The organism is Rhodococcus sp. MALMAid1271 (assembly GCF_049195265.1).
In the GTDB taxonomy this organism is placed as follows: Bacteria; Actinomycetota; Actinomycetes; order Mycobacteriales; family Mycobacteriaceae; genus Rhodococcoides.
In genome coordinates this window covers 1-18,034 of record NZ_JBMIRQ010000032.1, presented here as the reverse complement: position 1 = coordinate 18,034, position 18,034 = coordinate 1, and the positions used below count along the sequence as shown (strand labels likewise).

Genomic DNA, 18,034 nt, shown 5'->3' with positions numbered 1-18,034 from the left:
GATTTGCGGACCGCGGCGGACGCGCATGGATGACAGACAACGCCGCCGTCGACCCGATTAGGAACGAATAGTGACACCCTCGCGGCACCCACACAAAAGAAGCGGCTCCGGATCTCTCCGAAACCGCATCTGACCTACATCTATGTGTCGGGCTGACAGGATTTGAACCTGCGACCACTTGACCCCCAGTCAAGTGCGCTACCAAGCTGCGCCACAGCCCGCCGCGCCTCGAAAGGCGCTTGCTGAGATTACCCCAGCCCTACCCCTGAGAGGAAATCGCCTGCTCAGGGGCGGGGTCGGACTACATCAGCGGTTGTTGCCCTTGCCCGGTCGTTCCCGCTTCTCGCGAATACGAACCGAGACGCGCACGGGGCTGCCGTCGAAGTTGAACTCCTCACGCAGACGCCGCTCGATGAATCGTCGGTACCCGGCCTCGAGGAAGCCGGTGGTGAACAGCACGAACGTCGGCGGACGGGTGCTGGCCTGCGTCGCGAACATGATGCGTGGCAGACGTCCGCCGCGCATCGGCGGCGGGGTGGCCGCCACGACCTCCTTGAGCCAGGTGTTCAACCTGCCTGTGGGCACACGCTTGTCCCACGACTCCAAAGCCGTCTCCAACGCAGGCACGAGCTTCTGCACCGCGCGGCCCGTCTGCGCCGAGATGTTCACTCGCTGCGCCCACGGCACCCGAGCGAGATCGCGATCGATCTCCTTCTCGAGCTGCTGACGACGATCGTCGTCCACAAGGTCCCACTTGTTGAACGCCAATACCAGCGCACGCCCGGCATCGGCGACCATGCTCAGCACGCGCATGTCCTGCTCCGAGATCACCTCGGAGGCATCGAGCAGCAGAATTGCCACCTCCGCGGCCTCGATCGCAGACTTGGTGCGCAACGAGGCGTAGAACTCGGCTCCACTGGCATGGCTGACGCGCTTACGCAGCCCGGCGGTGTCGACAAATCGCCATGTCTTGCCGCCTAATTCGACCAACGAGTCGACCGGGTCGACGGTGGTTCCGGCAACATCGTGCACCACCGAGCGTTCGTCACCCGAGAGCTTGTTGATCAGCGAGGACTTGCCCACGTTCGGCTTGCCGACCAGAGCAACGCGCCTGGGTCCCCCACCGGGGATGCCTTCGCGTGGGGTCTCGGGCAATGCCTCGAGCACACGGTCCAACAGGTCACCGGTACCGCGGCCGTGGGTTGCGGAAACCGGGAGCGGCTCCCCCAGCCCGAGCGACCACAAAGCGGCAACCTCGGACTCGGTGCGGCCGTCGTCGACCTTGTTGGCCACCAACAGAACCGGAGTCTTGGACCGGCGCAACACTCGCGCAACTGCCTCGTCCGTCGTCGTCGAACCGACTCGGGCGTCGACGACCAGCAGAATCGCGTCGGCGGTGTTCATCGCCAATTCGGCCTGGCGCGCAACGGATTGCTGCAGCCCTTTGGCATCGGGCTCCCACCCACCGGTGTCCTGCACCAGGAAGCGTCTACCACTCCAGTTCGCCTCGTACGACACTCGGTCGCGGGTGACGCCGGGGACGTCCTCCACCACGGCCTCGCGGCGTCCGATGATGCGGTTGACGAGCGTCGACTTACCGACGTTCGGACGCCCCACCACGGCAAGAGTCGGTACGGCAACGGCAGCTTCGCCGTCCTCGCCCTCGTTCAGGTCGACGTACTCCCACTCGCCCTCGTCGCTCCATATTCCGTCGCCCGCGGTTTCCGCTGCGCCGGAGAAGAATTCTTCACTCACTGCACTGCTCCAGTTCTGTCGTTCACCACGAGCAGTAGGCGCTCCATCACACCGTCGAGATCCAGCTCGCTGGTATCGACGATCACCGAATCCTCGGCGGGACGAAGCGGAGAAACTGCTCTCGTCGAATCTGCATGATCGCGGCGCTGCACGTCCGCGAGCACAGACTCGTAGTCGTCAGCGCGACCCTGTTCGATGTTCTGTTTGTTGCGACGCTGCGCCCTCGCTTCCGGGGAGGCGGTGAGGAACACCTTCACCTCCGCGTCGGGTAGCACAACGGTGCCAATATCGCGGCCCTCCACCACAATTCGTGGTGACTCGCTCACCAGCCGGCGCTGCAGGTCCACCAACAGCGTCCGCACCTCGGGCACAGCTGATACCGCGGACACTGCTTTGGTGACGGCCTCGCCGCGAATCTCGCCACTGACGTCTTCACCGTCGAGCAGGACGGTTTCGGACAGTGGATCCTTCCCGATCTCGAGGGGAAGTGCGGCAACAGCTTTCGCGACCCCTTCAGCGTCGGTGGGCTCGACACCCGAACGCAGCACCCACACCGTCGCGACGCGATACATCGCACCGGTGTCGAGATAGCTGGCATCGAGCGCACTGGCGAGACGCCGCGAGACCGAGGACTTGCCGGTACCGGACGGACCGTCCATGGCCACCACGAGCGCACCCATCACAGGCCTACGGATTCGTAGAGTTTGCCGATCTCGCCGCGACCGAGCACACGCAGTGTTCCTGGACGCTGATCGCCGAGGACGATGTTGCCGACATCGGTACGCACGAGGCGTCCCACCGGGAAGCCGACCTTGTCGAACAACCGACGCACGATGTGCTTGCGTCCCTCGTGCAGGGTCACCTTGACCAGCGACTTGCCTTCCGAGATATCGAGTAGCGCAAAGCCGTCGACCTTCACCGGGCCGTCGTCGAGCGTGACGCCCTCACGCAGCTGCCTGCCCAGCGTGCGGGGAATGGTGCCGGACAGCGTCGCGAGATAGGTCTTGGAGACCTCGAACGATGGATGCATCAGCCGGTGCGCAAGATCACCGTCGTTGGTGAACAGCAACAGCCCTTCGGTGTCCGCATCGAGGCGGCCCACGTGAAACAGTCGCTGCCCCGCCTGGACACGTTCGGAGACGATGTCGCCGACACATGGGCGCCCGAGATCGTCGGACATGGTGCACTGCCATCCACGCGGCTTGTTCATCGCAAGATGAACAAGCTCTTCCTTGACGACGACGCGGGTGCCGTCGACCCGGACCACCGCGAGGTTGGGGTCGATGCGAATGCCCTGTTCGGTGACGATGCGTCCGTCGACCTCGACACGTCCGTCGGCGATCAGTTCCTCGGCAGCGCGACGCGAGGCGACTCCGGCCTGCGCGAGCACCTTCTGCAGACGAACACCTTCGCCCGCAGGTACGTGCTTGCGGGGCGAGGAGTCGGTGTACTGGTGTTTCGCCGGCTTGGCGTTGCTGATCGTGGTCGAGGGAGCCTGTTTCTTCTGCGGCTTCGGCGGCTTGGGACGCGAAGGCTTCTTGCGGGGCACTGCGTCGTTGCTACGGTCGTTGATGCCGTTGTCGGCAGGTTTGTGCTCGAACGATTCCGGCTTCTCGACGCCTCTGCGGGGGGCCGGTCGGCCGCCGGTGCGAGGAGCGCCTGCGCGAGGTCCCCCGGCTCGGGGAGCTCCAGCGCGGGGCGCGCCGTCACGCGGCGCGGCGTCGCGGGTGCGATCTCCGCGGCGTGAGTCACGCGGCGTGTCCGACCTTCCTGCAGTCGGCTTCCTGCGTGGGTCTTGTCTGTTGTTGCGGTCCGGTGTGCCATCACGGCGAGCGGGCTTGTTCACTTGTCTTACCTATCGGTCGTCCGAGTCGAGCTCGGCTGCCGGATCGGGTGTCGATCCGCGGTTCTTGGTGGAGCGGGTCATTCTCGGGTCGGTGTCCATGCTGTCACTGATCTCGTCGATCAGGTCCACATCCGGCAACAGCGGTGCCAGTTCGGGTAGATCACCGAGCGATGCGAGTCCGAGCCGTTCGAGAAACAACTCGGTGGTGCAGTACATCGTGCCGGTCGTCTCCGGGTCGGTTCCTGCTTCGGAGATCAGTCCACGGGCGAGCAACGTACGCATCACTCCATCGACATTGACTCCACGCACGGCGCTGACTCGTGCGCGGGTCAACGGTTGACGATATGCGATGACGGCCAGGGTTTCCAATGCCGCGCGTGTGAGCTTGGACCGAGCACCGTCGAGCAGCAGACGTTCGACGTACGGCGCATACGCGGTTCGGGTGTAGAAGCGCCACCCGTCACCGGCGTAGCGCAAGTCGATTCCGCTCATCCGTTCGGTGAGTCCAGCGGCCATCTCGTTCAGCGCCGAGCGCACGCGCGCTACCGAGGACCCCACGGCCGAGGCGAGTTGCTCGTCCGAGGCAGGGGTGTCGACGATCAACAGAACCGCCTCGAGTGCCGATGCGAGACTGGCGTCGTCCAGATCCTCGGACCCGTCGACATCCTCGAGCTCGAGTTCTGGATCGCTCGGTTCCGAGTCGGTGCTCATGCGTAGTCCTCTTCGTTGACCACGATGGGCCCTTCGTCCTTACCGGTCCAGCTCACTCGCAGGTCGCCGAGCGGCTCCGGTTGCTCGAATGCGATCACTTGCTGCCGGAACAGTTCCAGCAACGCCAGGAATCGCGCGATTATTTCGACCTGTACCTCGCAGTCCTGCACCAACTCCGAGAACGAAGCCCACTCGTTGAGTCCGCGGCCCTGCAGATTCTCGAGCAGCCACTCCGCCTGCTCCGGAATCGAGACCGCGTGCTGATGAATGTGATCGAGCCCCACCTGCGGAATCGGCTTGGGCCGGAAGGCCGCTGCGGCGATGTCGGCGAACCGGGCCGGGTCGACGCCGAGCAACACCTCCGGAATGAGATCGACGTACCTGTCCTCCACCGATACCGACCGCGGGTATCGACGCAGCGCAGCAGCTTCGAGCTCACCGAAGAGCTGAGCGACCTGCTTGTAGGCGCGGTACTGCAGCAACCGCGCGAAGAGCAGATCTCGCACTTCGAGCAACGCCAGGTCCTCGGCGTCCTCGACATCGCCCGCCGGCAGCAACCGAGCCGCCTTCAGATCCAGCAACGTTGCCGCCACCACCAAGAATTCGGTGGTTTGATCGAGACCGACATCGGCTCCGAGGGATTTGGTGAACGAGATGAAGTCGTCGGTGACGGTGTGCAACGCCACCTCGGTGACATCCATGCGGTGCTGACTGATCAGCGAGAGCAGCAGATCGAACGGGCCTTCGAAGTTGAGCAACCGCACCCGGAATTTCGACGGATCCGCGTCGCCCGCAACCTCGATCGGAGCCTCGCCGGCTGCGTCGACCGTCACGGCCCCGACCGGTAGATCACCTCGCGCGCGAGAGCGCGATACGCCTGCGCGCCGCCGGATTTCGGTGCCCAGGTGGTAATCGGTTCACCAGCGACACTGGTTTCGGGGAACCGGACGGTACGGGTGATCACGGTGTCGTAGACGACATCGCCGAACACCTCGACCACTCGCGTCATCACCTCTCGCGAGTGCAGCGTGCGCGCATCGAACATCGTCACCACGATGCCGGCGAGCTTCAGCCGGGGATTGAGACGATCACGCACCTTCTCGACGGTGTCGTTGAGCAGCGCCAGTCCGCGGAGGCTGAAGTACTCGCACTCCATCGGAATCAGTACCTCGTCGGCGCACGTGAGCGCATTGACGGTCAGCAGACCGAGAGACGGTTGGCAATCGACGAGGACATAGTCGTAGCGATCGAGAATCGGGTGCAGCACTCGCCCGAGTGTCTGCTCGCGGCCCACCTCGGTCACCAGTTGAATTTCTGCGGCGGACAGATCGATGTTGCTGGGCAGCAGATCGAGGTTCTCGACTCGGGTGCGCATCAACACGTCGTCGGCGGATACCTTGGCTTCGACCAGGAGGTTGTACACGGTGAGGTCGAGTTCGTGATGTGCCACTCCCAATCCCGCGGACAATGCTCCCTGCGGGTCGAGATCGACGAGAAGAACGCGACGGCCGTATCCGGCCAACGAGGCACCGAGATTGATGGTCGACGTCGTCTTGCCGACGCCACCCTTCTGGTTGCACATGGCGATGATCTTCGCCGGACCGTGACTGGCCAAGGGCTGTGGCTCTGGAACCATGCGGGTTCTGCGCCCGGTCGGTCCCACTTCGTTCGCTGCGGGAATGATGTCGCGGGACTCTCGGCTCGATTCCGGTTGACGCGTGTGAAAGAGCGCGCCCTCGAGATGCGCGTGATCGGAGGCTGACTCCGCCGCTGGCGGCTGCGGTGTCGACACGTTCCAGCGCTCCCCTGTCCCGTTCGTCTTCGAGTAGTTCACCCAAACGCTACCGCCTGCGGGCCCGGCACTGTCATCGGACACGCTGACACGTGGCTGTGGACCTCGTGCTACTGGGCCCGCGGATGCGCGCCCGCCCACACCTCACGCATCGTGGTCACGGTGACGAGGGTGTAGATCTGGGTCGTCGTCACCGACGCGTGACCCAACAGCTCCTGCACGACGCGAACGTCGGCACCGCCGTCGAGTAGATGGGTGGCGAACGAGTGCCGAAGAACATGTGGTGAGACACCGGAGGTTATTCCGGCCCGCTCGGCCGAATCCTGCAGCACCTGCCACGCGCTCTGTCGAGAAAGCCTGCCGCCCCGCACGTTGAGAAACAATGCCGGGTTCGATCTGGCCACCAATCCCGGTCGCCCGCGCACGAGGTAGCCGTCGATCGCCTCGATCGCAGGCCGTCCGACCGGGACGATTCGATGCTTGCCACCTTTACCGCGCAACAGCACCGACCGCGCCTCGGTGTCGATATCGTCCACATCGAGTCCCACCGCCTCGGAGATTCGAGCTCCGGTGGAGTACAGCAATTCCAGCAGCGCCCGATCACGCAGTCCGCGCGGCGCGTCGGGCCCGGCGATCGACGCCGATTCGAGCAGTGCCACGACCTGATCGATGGGCAGTGACTTGGGCAGCCGTTTGGCGGGTTGTGGCGGCTTGACCTCACTGGCGACGTTGCGCTCGACGATGCCCTCCGCGAGCGCGAATCGATGAAGCCCTCGCACGGCGATCAATGTTCGAGCAGCCGAGCTCGCTGCGAGAGCCGCGAATTCGTCGTCCCCACGGCGGAGATACAGCACGAACTCGGTGATGTCGTTCTCGGTGACCTTCGCCAGGTCGGTGATGCCGTAGCCACTCAGAAATCGCTCGTACCGCGCAAGATCACGACGGTACGAGGACACCGTGTTCGGCGCAGACCCACGCTCGACCACCAGATGGTCGAGATACGTCGAAATCTGCTGGCCGATCACGGCGGCTACTTTCGTGAACTCTTCCGCTTCTCGAATGCAGTGGGCACACCGGTCCACGGAGCGTCGGCCGGGCGCAGCTCGGTACCGGCGGCGCGGGCCGCAGCGAGTGCCAGAATGCCCGATACGGCGGACGCGTTGACGATCTCCCCTGCGAGCGCACGCCGCACGGCCTCGTCCATCGGCACGAACGAGAGGCGAATATCGGCTTCCTCGTCGTGCGCCTCCGGTCGATCGACTCGGGTCAGGTCTTGTGCGAGGAAAATTCGCACCGCCTCGTCGGTGAACCCCGGCGAAGCCATCACGTCCACCAACACAGACCAGGTGCCGGCGGCAAGACCGGTCTCCTCGGCCAGTTCGCGCTGAGCGGCAAACACCGGCTCCTCCCCCGGCTCGTCCAACAGACCGGCAGGCAACTCCCACAGTCGGCGACCGACAGGATGGCGGTACTGCTCGATCATCGCGACCCGATCCTGATCGTCGACGGCCAGAATGCCGACCGCGCCGTGATGCTCGATCACCTCACGCTCGGCCCGTCGACCGTTCGGCATCGCCACTTGATCGAGCCGGAGCGCAAGAATGGCACCGGAGTACACCACCGTCGAATCGAGGGTGGTGAAGTCGTGCCGATCCTCGCTCATCCGACACTGTCGGCGCCGGCGTCCGACTCCTCGACCAGTGCAGCGTCTCCGTGCACATCGACCGGTAGACGCTCGGCAGCCTTGTACTTCAACGCCGCGTTGATCAACGAGGCGAACAACGGATGCGGCCGAGTGGGCCGACTCTTGAGCTCCGGGTGTGCCTGGGTGGCGACGAAGAACGGGTGCATCGAGGTGGGCAGCTCGACGAATTCGACCAAGTGTCCGTCGGGTGAGGTTCCGCTGAAGACCAAGCCGCTCTTGGCAATTCGATCGCGGTAGTCATTGTTGACCTCGTAGCGATGACGGTGCCGTTCCGAGACGTTCTCGGTGCCGTACGACGCCGCGACAACCGAACCTTTCTGCAGCGTCGCCGGATAAGCGCCGAGTCGCATGGTTCCGCCGAGATCGGCGTCACCGGCGACGGCATCTTCCTGATCGGCCATCGTGGAGATCACCGGATCCTTGGTGTCCGGATCGAACTCGGCAGAATTTGCATCGCTCAGGCCGACCGAGCGAGCCGCCTCGATGACGACACACTGCAGTCCGAGGCACAACCCCAACAGCGGAATCTTGCGCGTACGGACGAACTCGATGGCCCCGAGCTTGCCTTCGATACCGCGGATACCGAAGCCACCGGGAATGAGCACGGCATCGACATCGCCGAGGGCGGCCTGTGCGCCGGCCTGCGTCGCGCACTCGTCCGATGGAACCCACTTGATCTCGACCTTGGCGCGATGAGCGAACCCACCGGCCCGCAGCGCCTCGGTGACCGACAGGTAAGCATCGGGCAGGTCCACGTATTTGCCGACCAGACCGACCCGCACGGTTTCCCGCGGCTGGTGGACGCGCTCGAGCAGTCCGCCCCAGACGGTCCAGTCGACGTCGCGGAACGGCAGTCCGAGCTGGCGGACGACATAGGCGTCCAGGCCCTCTTTGTGCAGCACCTTGGGAATGTCGTAGATCGACGGCGCGTCGGGGGTGGAGATACAACCGTCGACGTCGACATCGCACATGAGCGCGATCTTGTTCTTGAGCCCGGGCGACACGTCCCGATCGCACCGAAGAATCAAGGCGTCGGGCTGAATGCCGATGCTGCGCAGAGCTGCGACGGAGTGCTGGGTGGGCTTGGTCTTGAGCTCGCCGGAGGGGGCAAGGAAGGGAACGAGCGAGACGTGCAGGAAGAAGACGTTGTTGCGGCCTACGTCGTGGCGTACCTGGCGCGCCGCCTCGAGGAACGGCTGCGACTCGATATCGCCTACGGTGCCGCCGATTTCGGTGATCACCACATCCGGCTGATGCCCCTGCAGGTCAGGCCCGTTCATCGCGAGAATGCGACGCTTGATCTCGTCGGTGATGTGCGGGATGACCTGGACGGTATCGCCCAGGTACTCGCCGCGACGCTCCTTGGCGATGACCGTCGAGTACACCTGCCCGGTGGTGACGTTCGCGAATCCCGACAGATCGCGGTCGAGAAACCGCTCGTAATGACCGACATCGAGATCGGTTTCGGAGCCGTCCTCGGTGACGAACACTTCACCGTGTTGGAACGGATTCATCGTGCCGGGATCTACATTGAGGTAAGGATCGAGCTTCTGCATGGTCACGCGAAGTCCGCGTGCGGTCAGTAGCTGGCCGAGGCTGGACGCCGTCAGACCTTTTCCGAGCGAAGACGCGACGCCTCCGCTGACGAAGATGTGCTTGGTGTCGGAACGCGACTGAAGGCGTGACAATGAGGCTCCCGTGACGAGTCTGCAGGGCTTGCTCCTATCAGGGGGCTGATAAGAGAGGTGAAGCGTGGAAATTGGGCCTGCTACCCACGGGACTTCACGGTAACACCAGTACGTACCTCACCGCCAACGACACGCTCGTTCTTGCGCCGGTCAGCTCGCAGGCGCTCCCACGGTCACCGCGTTCGCGTTGGCTCCGGTGCCGTATCGGCCCGACGTCCCGTCCAGTTGCTCGGCGAGAGCGAGAACCGTGGTGATCCGTCCGGCTTCACGATCGACGTTGTCGACCGTGCTGAGCGAGGACGACAGAGCGGAGTCGGCTCGCACGACGGCGATCGGTCCGTTGCCCTCGGCGGCTCCGGACCTGCCCGCCAGCACTGCCCCGGCTCCCCGTGCATCGAGAGCACCGGCGAAGCGCGCCACGATGGCACCGCGATTGCCGTCCTCGACGTCCGAGGCACCGGAACCGGTGATGACCACCGCCAGCTGAGCCGGGGAGACAGCGCCGTTGTCGTAGGCGATGAACCCGCCACTGCGCAGTGTCTCCAAAGCCAATGACAGCTCCTCGGGAGTGGACTGCGGTTGTGCGGTCTCTGCGTTGAGCAGCAGCACCGAACCCAGCAGGTCGCCTGCCAGACTGCCTTGATCGACGGCACCGGTGCGTAACTGCACACCAGCGGGAATGACGTTGGTGAGGCGAGTACGCAGATCGTCACCGTTCGCGGCAGAGACGAACGAGTCGGTCAGTGAGACACGGCCGGTGACGCTGGCGCCCGACGCGTCGATGGAGCGCGTAACCCCGTCCACATCACTGGGATCGGCATCCGGGGTGGTGATGACCACCACGCTGCGATCGACCAACGTATCTCGTAATACCCGGCCCGCCACCGCGGCATCGAAGCCGTCGGCCGAGTTGAGCTGCTCGCCGAGTCGATTGTTCGTCGCCTGAAGATCATCGACCTGCGTTTCGAGACCGGACTTGTCGTCACGTAGCCCCGATACCAGTCCGCTCGACAGCAGACCCGATCCGAGCACGATACCGATGGCCAGCGCAACGAAAACTGCTGCCAGCGAAATGGCATGTTGGCGAAGCGAAATCACGGAAGCAACCCCTGGAACCATAGCGCGAACCGATTCCACAGGTCGATCGCCCAATCCAATCCTTCACCACCGATATTGGACACAGCCAACGCCACGATGACGGCGACCAGTGCGGCCAGGATCAGCAGAGCGATCGCACCGCCGGAAACCCGGCTTCGGTACAGCGTTGCCACTGCCTTGGCGTCGACCAGTTTGGCACCTACCTTCAGACGCGTCATGAACGCGGCGGGATTGGTGTTGCGTCGACCACGATCGAAGAACTCGTCGAGGCTGGCCGGGCTACCGACCGACACGATCAGCGAGGCCCCGTGATGATCCGCCAACAGCAGGGCAAGATCGGCGGCAGCGCCGGTGGCCGGGAACGTCATGGCACCGATACCGAGATCCTGGATGCGCTCTAGACCTTGGGCATGACCGTCCGAATCGGCCGGAAGTACCACCTCTGCACCGCATTTGAGCGTCTGTGCAGTGATGTCCTCGGGATCGCCGACGATCAGATCGGGTCGATGACCGGCCTTCATCGCGGTATCGGCACCTGCCCCAACCCCGATGATGACGGGCGAATACTCCTTGATGAAGGGCTTGAGGTTCTTCAGATCCTCGGCGTGGCCGGGTCCGTCGGCGACGATGACGACGTGCCGACCCTCGAGATCGATGTCGATGTCTGGCACTCCGACGCCGTCGATCAGCAATGGGCTCTCGGTCCTGATGAACTCGATCGTGTTGCCCGAGAATGCTTCCAGGTGATCGACGAGTCCGGTCTTGGCCTCGATCATCTTGTCCGAGATCTCGGCTTCGCTCTGCTCTTCGCCTTTTGCGAGGCGCCGATCACCGGTGTAGACGCCACCGTCGTTGAGCCGAACCTTGGAGCCGTCCTTGATCTTCTTGAAGATCTCGGTGCCGGCCGAGTCGATCAAGGTGATCCCGTTGGCCACGATGGCCTCGGGACCGAGGTTGGGATATCGCCCGGAAATCGACGGCGACGCATTGACCACCGCGAGGACACCTGCCTCGACGAGCGCGTCCGCGGTCAGTCGGTCCAGGTCGAGCTCGTCGAGTACGACGATGTCACCCGGTCCGACCCGTTTGAGCAGCTTGGCCGTGTTGCGATCGACTCGCGCGATCCCGGTGATTCCGGGCAGCGAATCCTGGCTACGTGACAGCAGAGCCGGCATCTTCATGTCGACCATGATGACCCGATGGACACGCACGACGATGGAGGCGCGCCGAAACAACTACCACACTGATCACATCAGCACCAAAAGTTACAGGGCGGCTCGGTCCGCATGTGCGGTGGCCAACAGCTCTTCTGCGTGCGCCCGACCGGTCTCGGTGTCGTCCAGACCGGCCAGCATTCGTGCGAGCTCCACGACGCGTTCCGACGACGACAATGTTCGGACACCGCTGTTCGCCGCACCCTTCTTCGCGTCTGTCTTGTCGACGACCAGGTGCGTATCGGCAAACGCCGCTACCTGCGGCAAGTGCGTGACCACGATGACCTGATGAGTGCGAGCCAACCGTCCCAGCCGTCGACCGACCTCGACGGCAGCGCGGCCACCCACGCCCGCGTCGACCTCGTCGAACACCATGGTCGCGCCCTTTTCCGAGCCCGCCAACACCACCTCGAGGGCCAGCATCACCCGCGACAGCTCGCCGCCGGACGCGCTCTTGCTGATCGGCAGAGCCTGGGCACCCTCGTGGGCAGAGAGACGGAACTCGACCTCGTCGACCCCGTTGCTGCCCGCGTGCAGCTCGACTCCGTCGACCACGATCGGAGCCGAATCGGACGGGCCTGCCGGCAGCGCACGCACGTCGATCTGCAGCTTGGCCTTCCCCATCGCCAAACCAGCCAGCTCGACGCTGACTGCCTTCGCGAGTTTCGCCGACGCCTTCGCCCTGGCTGCACTGAGCTTCGTCGCCGCCCCGGCGACATCGACTGCGGCCGCCTCGACTTCGGCACTCAACTGGGCGAGCGCGTCGGCGGAGGTATCGATGCGGGAGAGTCGCTCGCGCGCGTCCTCGGCCCATGCGATCACACCGTCGACATCGGCCGCGTACTTGCGCGTCAACGACTTCAACTCGGCCTGCCGGTTCAGGATCGTGTCGAGAGCACCCGGGTCGGACGGCAGATCGGTCAGATATGAGGTCAGGTCGGCCCCGACATCGCCCACGATCGCCATCGCGTCGTTCAGTCGTGGCAGCAGTTCGGTGAGGGCCGCATCGTCGGCGTGTTCGAGGCGAGAGCGTGCCTCACCCAACAGATACAGCGCGGACATCGTGTCCGACGCCTCCTCGGTACTTCCGACCAATGCGGCCGCTGCGCCTTCTGCGGTCTCGCGCAACGAGTCGAGGTCCCCCAGCCGACGCACATCCTCGGCGACGGATCGATCCTCACCCGGCTCCGGAGCCAGTGCGTCGATCTCCTGCAGGCCGAACTGGAGACGATCGGCTTCCTGGGCCAATTCGCGACTTCGTTCGGTGCGGTCGATCAGCTCGTTGCGTGCATCGAGCCACGTCTTGCGAGCAGTACGGTACTTGGCGACCAGTGCTGCCACCGAATCTCCGGCGAACCGGTCGAGCGCCCCGAGTTGCTGGTCCGGACGGAGCAAACGCAGTTGGTCGTTTTGACCGTGCACAGTCAGCAACGTGTCGGTGAAGTTCGACAGCACGGACGCGGGCACGCTTCGTCCACCGAGATGAGCCCGAGAACGACCGTCCGAGTTGACCGTTCGCACGGCAATGATCGAATTGTCCTCATCGCGTTGCCCACCCGAGGATTCGAGTACCTTGTCGACGTCCTCGATCACCTGTTCCGAGGCGGTGTCGGTGCTGAATCGCCCCTCGACCACGGCGCGTTGCGCGCCGAGCCGAACCCGGCCCGCGTCGGCGCGCGCACCCGAGAGCAGGTGCAAGCTGGTGACCACCATGGTCTTGCCTGCACCGGTTTCGCCGGTGAGAACGGTCAAGCCCTCGTGAAACTGTGCGCTGGCGCCGGAGATGACTCCGAGGCTGTCGATCCGAATCTCTTCGAGCATGCCTACCTCGCTCTCCCCCGCCACCCGGTGACGGGCAGTTCGAATTTCTTGACCATGCGATCGGCGAACGGTGCCGAGTCGAGCCGTACCCATTTGATCGGCGATGCGCCCCGCACCACCTCCACCCGAGCACCGGCAGGCAGACTCAGTGTTCGCCTGCCGTCGCAGAATACGAATCCCGCATGTCCACCGGCATCGATCTCGACTGCGACTATCGATTCCGGGCTCGTCACCAGCGGTCGGGCGAACAGCGCATGCGCATTACTCGGAATAACCAGGATGGCTTCGAGCTCCGGCCACACCACCGGCCCTCCGGCCGAGAAGGCGTACGCCGTCGACCCCGTCGGGGTCGAGATCAGCACACCGTCGCAGCCGAACGCCGAGACCGGCCGTCCGTCCACTTCGAGTACCACCTCGAGCACTCCGAGCCGAGACCCGTTCTCGATGCTCGCCTCGTTGAGAGCCCAACCGCGTTCGACCACCTGATCGCCGACACGAATCGCGATGTCCAAGGTCATCCGACGCTCGATGCGGTAATCGCCTGCAATTACCCGCGCCAGAGCGTCCTCGAGATGATCGGCCTCTGCCTCGGCGAGAAATCCGACGTGTCCGAGGTTGATACCGAGAACTGGGATCGCCGCCGCCTGCGCGAGCTCGGCTGCCCGCAGGAATGTTCCGTCACCACCGAGAACCAGAACCATCTCGCAGCCCACCGCCGCGTCGGGACCGAATTCCACGACGTTGAGCTTCATGTCGGCAACGAACACGTGATCGTGCTCCTGCGAATCCGAGGCCTCGATCTTGGAGGGCTCCACCTCGTCCACGAGCACACGGAGGCAGATCCCTGCTTCGTCGAACACCTTGCCCACTCGCCGTGCGGTCTCGGCGATATCCGGCCTGCCGGGATGAGCGACGAGAAGTATTTCTCGAATCGACTCCAGTTCCGGTGATGCGTGGGACGGAGTCACTGTGGTCCTTCCTCGATCGCGAGCCGGACAAGTTCCGGGATGTCGGGGCGCGGTGAAGCGTCGTCCGCACCTGCACTCAGCCACAAAAAGTACTCGACGTTGCCCGAAGGTCCCGGCAGTGGGCTTGCTGCGACCGCCCGAACCACGAGGTTCAACGCGACGGCCGCGTTCGCGACATCTTCGACCGCCTCGGCGCGCAGTGCAGGATCTCGCACCACTCCACCGGAGCCCACCCGATCCTTGCCGACCTCGAACTGAGGTTTGACCATCAACACCATGTTGGTGCCCGGCTTCGAGCACGCGACGAATGCGGGAAGAACGAGCTTCAAGGAGATGAACGACAGGTCGGCGACGATCACCTCGACCGGCCCCCCGATCGTGTTCGCGTCGATGGACCTGACGTTGGTGCGGTCGACGACGTGCACCCGATCGTCGGACTGCAGCCGCCACACCAGCTGCCCGTATCCGACATCGACGGCCACCACTTCCCGTACGCCTCGACTGAGAAGAACGTCGGTGAATCCACCGGTGGACGCTCCCGCATCGAGGCAACGAGCATGTTCGACGGTGAGTCCGAGCGGCTCGAAAGCATCGAGCGCACCGAGTAGTTTGTGGGCACCGCGGGACGCCCAGCTGATCTCGTTGTCCTCTTCGGCCACCAACAGCGGCGTCCCCGGCTCCACCGCCGTGGCAGGCTTGGACGCCACCGTTCCGGCAATTTTCACCCGACCTGCCTCGATCAGCTCCGAGGCGTGCTCCCGAGATCTCGCCAGTCCACGACGAACAAGCTCGGCATCGACCCGAGCGCGACGTGCCACGTCAGGTCTTGTCGACGGTGGTCAGGGCACGAACGAGAACCTCGTGTGCCCGGTCCAGCAGACTGGCGTCCCGCGACAAGGCGTCCGAATCGACTGCCTCGACCTCGGCTTCGCTTGCCTTGCCGATCGTGAGCTGATTCAGCAGTGCATTGACCTCGGCTCGGATACTGTCAGGATCTGCCGACGACTCATCGCCGGCACTGCTCGGCCGGTGCTGCCCTGGTAGTGGAATCGACGCGCTCATCGCCCCTCACGCTATCGGATGGGTACGACGAACGCCCGATCGCCGCCGCCGTCCGGACGCGGCGTCAGCACCCGAGCAGCGAGCGTAGATCCCCGAGCCGATCGCCCTCGAAGCGAACCTCGGAAAAATCAGAGCCCGACCAGGCAACGTGCAGCACGGCGAGAGCACCGTCGAGCGCATCGGGTTCCGAATCACCGTCGAATCGCACCGACAGCACCGCGTCGTCGATCGCCACCGTCCACCCGTCTTTGACGCCGACGCGGGAGGCGTCCTCGGGCCGGTTCAACACATCCAGGTCGTAGCCGATGTGGGTGGGTCGTAGGTGCTCAGGAGCGCGCAACAACTCGGCCGCCGTACTGACGCCGGTCAACACCAGCAGCGAGGGTAGCTGTGTCTCGTTCGCGCCTGCGATATCGGTGTCGAGGCGGTCCCCGACGACCAAGGCCGAGCGCGCGCCGCTGCGTTCGATGGCATCCTGCATGATCGGTGCCGCCGGCTTTCCTGCCACGACCGGCTCGATGTCGGTGGCATTGCGAACCGCTGCGACCATCGAACCGTTGCCCAGAACAAGTCCACGCTCGGTGGGCAGGGTGGCGTCGATGTTGGTCGCCACCCACAGCGCACCCGCACGGATGGCGAGTACGGCCTCGGCAAGTATCGCCCACCCGGTCTCGACCGAATGCCCCTGAACCACGGCGACAGGATTGTCGTCAGCTGATCTGACGGGCTCCAGACCGACCTTGGCGATCTCGTCGGCCAGTGCATCGGTGCCGACGACGAGTACGGGAGCACCCGAATCCAACCGGTCCGCAAGCACCCGAGCGGCTGCCTCGGAGCTGGTGACCACGAACTCTGCAGAGGTATCGAAGCCGAGACCGCGAAGATGTTCGGCAACGTCCTCGGGGGCCCGGCTCGCGTTGTTGGTCACGAAGTACTGCTTTTCGGAACCACCGGACAGCGCCTCGACGGCTCCTGGAATGGGGTCCTTACCGGCGTAGACGGTGCCGTCGAGATCCAGCAGCAGCACATCGTGTGCGTCGCGCAGCAACGTCACTGGCTGCCTCCGGACAGCTCCTCGACTCGCTCTTCGGCGTCGGTCTCACCATCGACATCGGCTGCTGCGGCATTGAGGAACCACTTCACGCCCTCGTCGACGCGACCGGCCGCTACCAGCGCATCGGCGTAGACGTAGAAGAGCCGAGCTGCTGCGGTTCCCGAGCGTGAAGCGTCGAGATCGGGAGTCTGCAGCGTCACGACGGCTTGGTCGTATTGGTCGAGGTCCATGCGCGCTCCCGCGACAACGATGCGCAGCTCCGACGCTTGCTCACCGGTCAGTTCACGTGCCTCGTCGCTACGACCGAGCTCGATGGCGCGCTCGGGACGACCGAGCCCACGTTCGCAGTCGGCCATCACCGCAATCAATCCTGGGCCACCAGCCATTCGGCGGGCGGCACGCAGCTCGGACAGAGCTTCCGCCCATTCCCCTGCGTGGTACGCCGCGATACCCGCGGTCTCACGCACGACGGCAATACGGCCTGCGCGCTGACGAGCTGCGCGTGCGTGCAGCAGCGCCAGCTGAGGATCATCGTCGAGCAGCCGGCTGGTCATCACGAGGTGCCGGGCGACGGCGGCTGCGTTGTTCTTGTCCAGGCTCAGCAGATCTCGACGAACTGCCGGCTCCAGCTCGCCCGCCTCGACGTCGTCGGGAAGATCGGGCTCATCGGGACGGGGTGGTCGACGGTCCGAGGAAGTGCTGTTTCCACGACGGTTCCCGGAGAACCCGCCTTCTCCGCCACGACGGCGGGGTGGGCCATCCGAACGACGAGCGTCGCCGCGACGATCCTGAGAGCGCGGGTTGCGATCGCGCGATTCGCTCGGGCGGTTGCCGCGGTCCCCACGGACGGAGCGACGATCGTTGTTGTCTTCCGACACGGGCGTCCTTTCGACTATCGGGTAAAACGCAAAAAGGGGACCCACCAAGTGGGTCCCCTTCTTACAACGGGTGTTCGGCGGTGTCCTACTCTCCCACACCCTGTCGAGTGCAGTACCATCGGCGCTGGAGGGCTTAGCTTCCGGGTTCGGAATGGGTCCGGGCGTTTCCCCTCCGCTATGGCCGCCGTAACTCTGCGAAACAATGCAGGTCACGAGCGAACCGTTGTCCATCATGTCGACACCTGTTCGGGTGTGTGGTGATGGTGCGGGTTCTGTATTCGATTGTGTTTGTCGAACAACTCGTGTGTTGTTTCAGATATTGCACAGTGGACGCGTAGCTTCTTTGTGGTAAGTCCTCGGCCTATTAGTACCAGTCACCTGCATACATTGCTGTACTTCCAGTTCTGGCCTATCAACCCGGTGGTCTGCCGGGGGCCTTACC

Annotated in this window: 17 protein-coding genes, 1 tRNA gene and 2 rRNA genes; all 20 read right to left on the bottom strand. The window is 64.4% G+C overall.

The annotated features are described in order from the left end of the window. Positions 1-147: 147 nt before the first annotated feature. Positions 148-221, bottom strand: a tRNA-Pro gene (locus tag ACOQFP_RS01580). A gap of 85 nt (positions 222-306) precedes the next feature. Beyond that, on the bottom strand, positions 307-1,755 hold the full coding sequence (gene der, locus ACOQFP_RS01575) for a ribosome biogenesis GTPase Der (protein ID WP_206488636.1): 1,449 nt from the start codon (positions 1,753-1,755) through the stop codon (positions 307-309). Then, the gene (gene cmk / locus ACOQFP_RS01570; RefSeq protein WP_206488637.1) at positions 1,752-2,435 is read right to left on the bottom strand and encodes a (d)CMP kinase; all 684 of its coding nucleotides are present in this window, start codon (positions 2,433-2,435) and stop codon (positions 1,752-1,754) included. Before cmk ends, der begins: the two co-directional genes overlap by 4 nt. Further along, positions 2,435-3,601 carry a pseudouridine synthase gene (locus ACOQFP_RS01565; protein ID WP_421583228.1) on the bottom strand — a complete coding sequence of 389 codons (1,167 nt, stop codon included), beginning with the start codon at positions 3,599-3,601 and terminating at the stop codon, positions 2,435-2,437. Before ACOQFP_RS01565 ends, cmk begins: the two co-directional genes overlap by 1 nt. 9 nt (positions 3,602-3,610) lie before the next feature. Next, positions 3,611-4,312, bottom strand: coding sequence for an SMC-Scp complex subunit ScpB (scpB, locus tag ACOQFP_RS01560; RefSeq protein ID WP_421583227.1), 702 nt, complete (start codon positions 4,310-4,312; stop codon positions 3,611-3,613). Further along, the gene (locus ACOQFP_RS01555; protein ID WP_421583226.1) at positions 4,309-5,145 is read right to left on the bottom strand and encodes a segregation and condensation protein A; all 837 of its coding nucleotides are present in this window, start codon (positions 5,143-5,145) and stop codon (positions 4,309-4,311) included. The genes scpB and ACOQFP_RS01555 overlap by 4 nt, the downstream gene beginning before the upstream one ends. Continuing rightward, positions 5,142-6,104, bottom strand: coding sequence for a ParA family protein (locus ACOQFP_RS01550; protein ID WP_421583225.1), 963 nt, complete (start codon positions 6,102-6,104; stop codon positions 5,142-5,144). The genes ACOQFP_RS01555 and ACOQFP_RS01550 overlap by 4 nt, the downstream gene beginning before the upstream one ends. Positions 6,105-6,214: 110 nt before the next feature. Further along, the gene (xerD, locus tag ACOQFP_RS01545; protein WP_421583224.1) at positions 6,215-7,129 is read right to left on the bottom strand and encodes a site-specific tyrosine recombinase XerD; all 915 of its coding nucleotides are present in this window, start codon (positions 7,127-7,129) and stop codon (positions 6,215-6,217) included. 5 nt (positions 7,130-7,134) lie between these two features. After that, positions 7,135-7,767 carry an NUDIX domain-containing protein gene (locus tag ACOQFP_RS01540; RefSeq protein ID WP_421583223.1) on the bottom strand — a complete coding sequence of 211 codons (633 nt, stop codon included), beginning with the start codon at positions 7,765-7,767 and terminating at the stop codon, positions 7,135-7,137. Further along, positions 7,764-9,497, bottom strand: a complete 1,734-nt coding sequence (locus ACOQFP_RS01535; RefSeq protein WP_206488643.1) for a CTP synthase — start codon at positions 9,495-9,497, stop codon at positions 7,764-7,766. The genes ACOQFP_RS01540 and ACOQFP_RS01535 overlap by 4 nt, the downstream gene beginning before the upstream one ends. Positions 9,498-9,647: 150 nt before the next feature. Next, positions 9,648-10,595: a copper transporter gene (locus ACOQFP_RS01530; protein ID WP_421583222.1), complete on the bottom strand. Its 948-nt coding sequence runs from the start codon at positions 10,593-10,595 to the stop codon at positions 9,648-9,650. Further along, entirely contained in the window at positions 10,592-11,776 is a 1,185-nt protein-coding gene (steA, locus tag ACOQFP_RS01525) for a putative cytokinetic ring protein SteA (RefSeq protein WP_421583221.1), read from the bottom strand. Before steA ends, ACOQFP_RS01530 begins: the two co-directional genes overlap by 4 nt. Positions 11,777-11,860: 84 nt before the next feature. Further along, on the bottom strand, positions 11,861-13,630 hold the full coding sequence (gene recN, locus ACOQFP_RS01520) for a DNA repair protein RecN (protein ID WP_421583220.1): 1,770 nt from the start codon (positions 13,628-13,630) through the stop codon (positions 11,861-11,863). 2 nt (positions 13,631-13,632) lie between these two features. After that, positions 13,633-14,598 (bottom strand): NAD kinase, encoded by a 966-nt coding sequence (locus ACOQFP_RS01515; protein ID WP_206488647.1) that lies wholly within the window; start codon positions 14,596-14,598, stop codon positions 13,633-13,635. After that, positions 14,595-15,416 carry a TlyA family RNA methyltransferase gene (locus ACOQFP_RS01510; RefSeq protein WP_421583219.1) on the bottom strand — a complete coding sequence of 274 codons (822 nt, stop codon included), beginning with the start codon at positions 15,414-15,416 and terminating at the stop codon, positions 14,595-14,597. The genes ACOQFP_RS01515 and ACOQFP_RS01510 overlap by 4 nt, the downstream gene beginning before the upstream one ends. Before the next feature lies 1 nt (position 15,417). Next, complete coding sequence (locus ACOQFP_RS01505) at positions 15,418-15,660, bottom strand: hypothetical protein (RefSeq protein ID WP_421583218.1); 243 nt, start codon at positions 15,658-15,660, stop codon at positions 15,418-15,420. Between the two features lie 64 nt (positions 15,661-15,724). After that, positions 15,725-16,714 (bottom strand): HAD-IIA family hydrolase, encoded by a 990-nt coding sequence (locus tag ACOQFP_RS01500; protein WP_341245012.1) that lies wholly within the window; start codon positions 16,712-16,714, stop codon positions 15,725-15,727. Next, entirely contained in the window at positions 16,711-17,592 is an 882-nt protein-coding gene (locus ACOQFP_RS01495) for a hypothetical protein (protein ID WP_421583217.1), read from the bottom strand. Before ACOQFP_RS01495 ends, ACOQFP_RS01500 begins: the two co-directional genes overlap by 4 nt. 72 nt (positions 17,593-17,664) lie before the next feature. Then, positions 17,665-17,781 (bottom strand): 5S ribosomal RNA (gene rrf / locus ACOQFP_RS01490). Between the two features lie 155 nt (positions 17,782-17,936). Then, a 23S ribosomal RNA gene (locus ACOQFP_RS01485) occupies positions 17,937-18,034 on the bottom strand; the annotation flags it as partial.

Coding starts and splice junctions, on each gene's coding strand:
- recN (WP_421583220.1), bottom strand. CDS start 13,630: ATGCTCGAAGAGATTCGGATCGACAGCCTCGGAGTCATCTCCGGCGCC.
- ACOQFP_RS01540 (WP_421583223.1), bottom strand. CDS start 7,767: ATGAGCGAGGATCGGCACGACTTCACCACCCTCGATTCGACGGTGGTG.
- cmk (WP_206488637.1), bottom strand. CDS start 2,435: ATGGGTGCGCTCGTGGTGGCCATGGACGGTCCGTCCGGTACCGGCAAG.
- ACOQFP_RS01505 (WP_421583218.1), bottom strand. CDS start 15,660: ATGAGCGCGTCGATTCCACTACCAGGGCAGCACCGGCCGAGCAGTGCC.
- scpB (WP_421583227.1), bottom strand. CDS start 4,312: ATGAGCACCGACTCGGAACCGAGCGATCCAGAACTCGAGCTCGAGGAT.
- steA (WP_421583221.1), bottom strand. CDS start 11,776: ATGAAGATGCCGGCTCTGCTGTCACGTAGCCAGGATTCGCTGCCCGGA.